Origin of the sequence: Microbacterium sp. UBA7513 (assembly GCF_002478345.1) — a bacterium.
Lineage (GTDB): Bacteria > Actinomycetota > Actinomycetes > Actinomycetales > Microbacteriaceae > Microbacterium.
This window is the reverse complement of record NZ_DLNJ01000033.1, coordinates 395-5361: the sequence shown is the minus strand read 5'-3', so window position 1 is coordinate 5361 and position 4967 is coordinate 395. Positions and strand designations below refer to the sequence as shown.

The window sequence follows — 4967 nt, the reverse complement described above, 5'->3', positions numbered from 1 at the left end:
CCCCCCCCCCCGCCGCACCGCCGGTGACCCACGCCATCACCGAGGGGGCGAAGTCCGCTCTCGCGCAGATCGCTGCCTCCACCATCGTGCCGGCCGGCGAACCGGCTGCCGAGGTCCCGGCCGCCGAGCCCGCTCCGGCGTCCGCATCCGAGCGCCCGAAGAAGGCCCGGAAGAAGCGCGGCGACCGCAAGGGGCCGAAGACGCCGACCGAGGAGCTGCTCGACTCGGTGCTGGACGCGCTTCCGGAGCCCAAGGCGCCGGGTCAGGGCCGTGGACGGCGCCGGGTCACCACCGCCGCGCTCTCCGGCACGCCGGTGTCCGTGAACTCGGAGGCGTCAGTGCCGCCGGTCGCGTCCGCGGACCCGGAGGCCTGAGGCGATCAGGCGCCGGACGAGCTCCTTGCCGGGGACGTGCTGCGCACCACCGGCGATGAGCCGGGGAACGGCGTCCTCCGGGACGTCGTAGTGGTCGAGGTCGAAGGCCCGGGCGGGGATGCCGTGCGCGTGGGCGAACGCGTGCAGCTCGTCGAGGTTGTCGTCGCTGACCAGGTGCGCCCACAGGCGTCCATGGGCGGGCCAGCGGGGGTCGTCGACGAGTACGGTCACTCCGTCAGCCTACGACCGGCCCCGTCACCCGGCTCACTTTGCGAGGTCAGCCGGCATCCGGTAAAGTAGTCCCTTGGTGCGCATGCCGCGTCGTCCTCGACGGCCGAAGCGGAGAGTCTTGCATTCGCGCCCGTCGTACCAGCGACGCATGCAAGCAACAGTCTTCCCGTGAGATTCTCGGAGCCGCGTGCTCCCCAACGAAACAGGTATGAAGTGGTTTACGCAGTAGTGCGCGCCGGTGGCCGGCAGGAGAAGGTCGAGGTCGGCACCATCGTTCAGCTCGACCGTGTTCAGGCTGCCCAGGGCGACAAGATCCAGCTGCCCGCCGTGCTGCTCGTCGACGGCTCCACGGTGACCACCGACGCTGACGCGCTGGCGAAGGTCACCGTCACGGCTGAGGTCGTCGGCAACCTCCGCGGCCCGAAGATCGTCATCCAGAAGTACAAGAACAAGACCGGCTACAAGAAGCGTCAGGGCCACCGCCAGGAGCTCACGCGCGTCAAGATCACCGGCATCAAGTAAGACCGAGGAGACCAGGACATGGCACACAAAAAGGGCGCAAGCTCCACCCGTAACGGTCGTGACTCCAACGCACAGCGCCTCGGCGTGAAGCGCTTCGGCGGTCAGCAGGTCCTCGCCGGCGAGATCATCGTCCGCCAGCGCGGCACGCATTTCCACCCCGGCGCCAACGTCGGCCGTGGTGGCGACGACACGCTGTTCGCTCTGGCCGCCGGTGCGGTCGAGTTCGGCGCGAAGGGCGGCCGCAAGGTCGTCAACATCGTCGCTGCTGCTGAGTGATCACAGCACCACGCTAAACATCCGGTTCGGGGCGGGCTTCGGCTCGCCCCGTCCGTGTATCTGCCGTCAGGCACCCTGAGCAACCGAAGGACTCCCACATGGTCACGTTCGTCGACACCGTCACACTGCACTTGCGTGCAGGCAAGGGCGGCAACGGCTGCGTCTCCGTGCACCGGGAGAAGTTCAAGCCCCTCGGCGGCCCGGACGGCGGGAACGGGGGCGACGGCGGCGACATCGTCCTCGTCGCCGACACGCAGACCGGCACGCTGCTGTCGTACCACCACTCGCCGCACCGCTCGTCGGGCAACGGCGGACCGGGCATGGGCGACCACCGCTCCGGCTTCGACGGCGAGACGCTGGAGCTTCCCGTCCCGGTCGGCACCGTGGTCAAGAACACGAACGGCGATGTCCTGATCGACATGATCGAGCCCGGTGAGCGCTTCGTCGTGGCCGCGGGCGGTCAGGGAGGCCTGGGCAACGCCGCCCTGGCGACCCCCAAGCGCAAGGCTCCGGGTTTCGCCCTGCTCGGCACCCCGGGATTCGAGGGCGACGTCGTCCTCGAACTCAAGACCGTAGCCGACGTGGCACTCGTCGGCTACCCGTCCGCGGGCAAGTCGAGCCTCATCGGTGCGATCTCGGCTGCGCGGCCCAAGATCGCCGACTACCCCTTCACGACGCTGCACCCGAACCTCGGCGTGGTCCAGGTGGAGGACTTCCGCTACACCGTCGCGGATGTGCCCGGCCTCATCGAGGGCGCGAGCGAGGGTCGCGGGCTCGGACTCGAGTTCCTGCGCCATGTGGAGCGCTGCTCCGCCCTCCTGCACGTGCTCGACTGCGCGACGCTGGAGCCGAACCGCGACCCCATCTCCGACCTCGACGTCATCCTCGCCGAGCTGGCCGCGTACGAAGTGCCGGAGGGGCAGACGCCTCTGCTGGAGCGTCCCCAGTTCGTGGCGTTGAACAAGGTCGACGTGCCGGAGGCGCGTGACCTCGCCGATCTCGTGCGGCCGGATCTGGAGGCTCGCGGATTCCGGGTGTTCGAGATCTCCACCGTCTCGCACGAGGGGCTGCGCCCCCTCACGCTCGCTCTCGGCGAGCTGGTCGAGCAGCACCGCAAGGAGACGGCGGTCGAGGCGCCGCGCGAGCGCGTCGTCATCCGCCCGAAGGGCTCCGTGAAGCCGTTCACCATCCGCGTCGAGGGTGGCACGTACGGCAACATCTACCGCATCCTCGGCGAGAAGCCGGTGCGCTGGGTGCAGCAGACCGACTTCCAGAACGAGGAGGCCGTGGGCTACCTCGCCGACCGTCTGGAGAAGCTCGGCGTCGAGGACGAGCTCTTCCGTCTCGGCGCCGTGCAGGGCTCGACCGTCGTGATCGGCGAGGGTGACAGCATCGTCTTCGACTGGGAGCCGACGATGAGCTCCGCCGCCGAGCTCATGACGGCGCCCCGAGGTACCGACCCGCGTCTGGCGCCGAACGCGCGCCGGACCACATCCGAGCGTCGTGAGCAGTACTACGAGCGCATGGACGCGAAGGCGCAGGCGCGCGCCGAGCTGGAGGCGGAGCGGCTCGCCACGTACCGCGAGGACGAGGCGTGACCGCACGCACGCGCGCCGATCTCGCGACGGCGACGCGGATCGTCGTGAAGGTGGGCTCGTCGTCCATCAGCGGCGAGTCCTCCTGGCGCATCCCGGTGATCGTCGAAGCCCTGGCGGAGGCACACGCCCGCGGAGCAGAGGTCGTGCTCGTGTCGTCGGGAGCGATCGCCTCCGGTATCCCGTTCCTCCATCTGGACGCGCGACCCACCGACCTCGCCACGCAGCAGGCCGCGGCGGCGGTCGGCCAGAACATCCTCGTCTACCGCTACCAGGAAGCGCTGCGCCCCTTCGACATCGTCGCCGGTCAGGTGCTGCTCACCACCGGAGACCTCGAGAACCCGACGTCGCGCTCGAACGCGCGGCGGGCCATGGAGCGCCTTCTGGGTCTGCGAACCCTTCCGATCGTGAACGAGAACGACACGGTCGCCACGCAGGAGATCCGGTTTGGCGACAACGACCGGCTGGGCGCCCTCGTCGCGCAGCTCATCGAGGCCGACGCCCTCATCCTCCTCAGCGACATCGAGTCGCTGTACACGCGGCCGCCGAGCGACCCCGGCGCCGAGCCCCTCGACGTCATCGCTCCGGACGCGGACCTCTCCGGGCTGGAGTTCGGCGCCACGGTCGTCAACAGCGTCGGCACCGGGGGAGCGGCCACGAAGGTCTCCGCCGCCCGACTCGCGGCGGCCTCGGGTATCGGGGTCCTGGTCACCAGCGCTGACCTCGTCTCCCAGGCCCTGGCGGGCGCCGACATCGGGACCTGGTTCGAGCCCGCCACCTCCTAGACTGGGCGGATGACCGACCTCACCCCTCAGACGCGCCTGGAGCGGGCCAAGGAGGCCTCGCGGGCGACCGCCGCCCTCACGAGCGATGACAAGGCGAGGGCACTCGAAGCCATCGCCGTCGCCCTCGAGGCTAATGCCGCCCGGATCATCGAGGCGAACCAGCAGGACGTCGAGCGGGGTCGTGAGGACGGCATCGGCGAGTCTCTCGTCGACCGCCTCCGTCTGGACGAGAAGAGGGTCTCCGCCCTCGCAGCCGCCGTCCGCGATGTGGCGGCGCTGCCCGACCCGGTGGGTCGCGTCGTCGGCGGGCACCGGATGCCGAACGGCGTGGCTCTCGAACAGGTGCGCGTGCCGTTCGGCGTGGTCGGGGCGATCTATGAGGCGCGACCCAACGTCACCGTCGACATCGCCGCCCTCGCCCTGCGCTCGGGCAACGCGGTCGTCCTGCGCGGAGGCAGCGCGGCACTCCACTCCAACACCGTCCTCGTCGACGTCATGCGCTCCGCCCTCGGCGAGGCCGGGGTGACGCCCGAGGCGATCCAGACCGTGGACGACTTCGGGCGGGACGGGGCGAAGGCGCTCATGCACGGTCGCGGCCTCATCGACGTCCTCGTGCCGCGCGGCAGCGCCGGCCTCATCGAGACGGTGGTGACGGAGTCGACGGTGCCTGTCATCGAGACGGGCGCGGGGAACGTGCACATCCTGCTCGACGAGAGCGCCCCGGACGACTGGGCGTCCGACATCGTCGTGAATGCCAAGGTGCAGCGCCCGAGCGTGTGCAACGCGGTCGAGACCGTTCTCGTGCACCGGCAGGCCGCACCGCGGCTGATCCCGCTCGTCGCGAGCGCCCTCATGAGTGAGGGAGTGGCGATCCACGGCGACGACGTGGTCGCAGGACTCGTGGCCAACATCATCCCGGCGACCGACGAGGACTGGGCGACCGAGTACCTGAGCCTGGACGTCGCGATGAAGGTCGTCGACAGCCTCGACGACGCCCTGGACCACATCCGGCGCTACAGCACGGGGCACACGGAGTCCATCGTCACCACCGACTCCCGCAGCGCAGAGCGGTTCCTGGCCGAGGTGGACTCCGCCGTGGTGATGGTGAACGCCTCCACACGGTTCACGGACGGGGCCGAGTTCGGCTTCGGTGCCGAGGTGGGCATCTCGACGCAGAAGCTGCA

Annotated in this window: 6 protein-coding genes and 1 pseudogene; 6 read left to right on the top strand and 1 reads right to left on the bottom strand. The window is 70.0% G+C overall.

The window, feature by feature from the left end:
- Positions 1–374: pseudogene (locus tag B2W79_RS15895) on the top strand (ribonuclease E/G); the annotation flags it as partial.
- Here the strand turns inward: B2W79_RS15895 and B2W79_RS15890 are convergent.
- Positions 336–605: a DUF4031 domain-containing protein gene (locus B2W79_RS15890; protein ID WP_071329545.1), complete on the bottom strand. Its 270-nt coding sequence runs from the start codon at positions 603–605 to the stop codon at positions 336–338. The pseudogene B2W79_RS15895 and the gene B2W79_RS15890 overlap by 39 nt on opposite strands.
- Positions 606–818: 213 nt before the next feature.
- On the opposite strand from B2W79_RS15890, the gene rplU reads away from it, so the two are divergent.
- The 5 genes from rplU to B2W79_RS15865 all read left to right on the top strand — a co-directional run.
- Positions 819–1127 (top strand): 50S ribosomal protein L21, encoded by a 309-nt coding sequence (gene rplU, locus B2W79_RS15885; RefSeq protein WP_025104973.1) that lies wholly within the window; start codon positions 819–821, stop codon positions 1125–1127.
- 18 nt (positions 1128–1145) lie between these two features.
- A complete protein-coding gene (rpmA, locus tag B2W79_RS15880; RefSeq protein ID WP_025104972.1) occupies positions 1146–1403 on the top strand; it encodes a 50S ribosomal protein L27 in 258 nt (85 codons plus the stop codon).
- A gap of 98 nt (positions 1404–1501) precedes the next feature.
- Positions 1502–3001: a GTPase ObgE gene (obgE, locus tag B2W79_RS15875; protein WP_071329544.1), complete on the top strand. Its 1500-nt coding sequence runs from the start codon at positions 1502–1504 to the stop codon at positions 2999–3001.
- Positions 2998–3783, top strand: coding sequence for a glutamate 5-kinase (gene proB / locus B2W79_RS15870; protein WP_071329543.1), 786 nt, complete (start codon positions 2998–3000; stop codon positions 3781–3783). The genes obgE and proB overlap by 4 nt, the downstream gene beginning before the upstream one ends.
- Positions 3784–3792: 9 nt before the next feature.
- Positions 3793–4967: glutamate-5-semialdehyde dehydrogenase (locus tag B2W79_RS15865; RefSeq protein ID WP_292791175.1), on the top strand; the 1175-nt coding region annotated here is incomplete at its 3' end.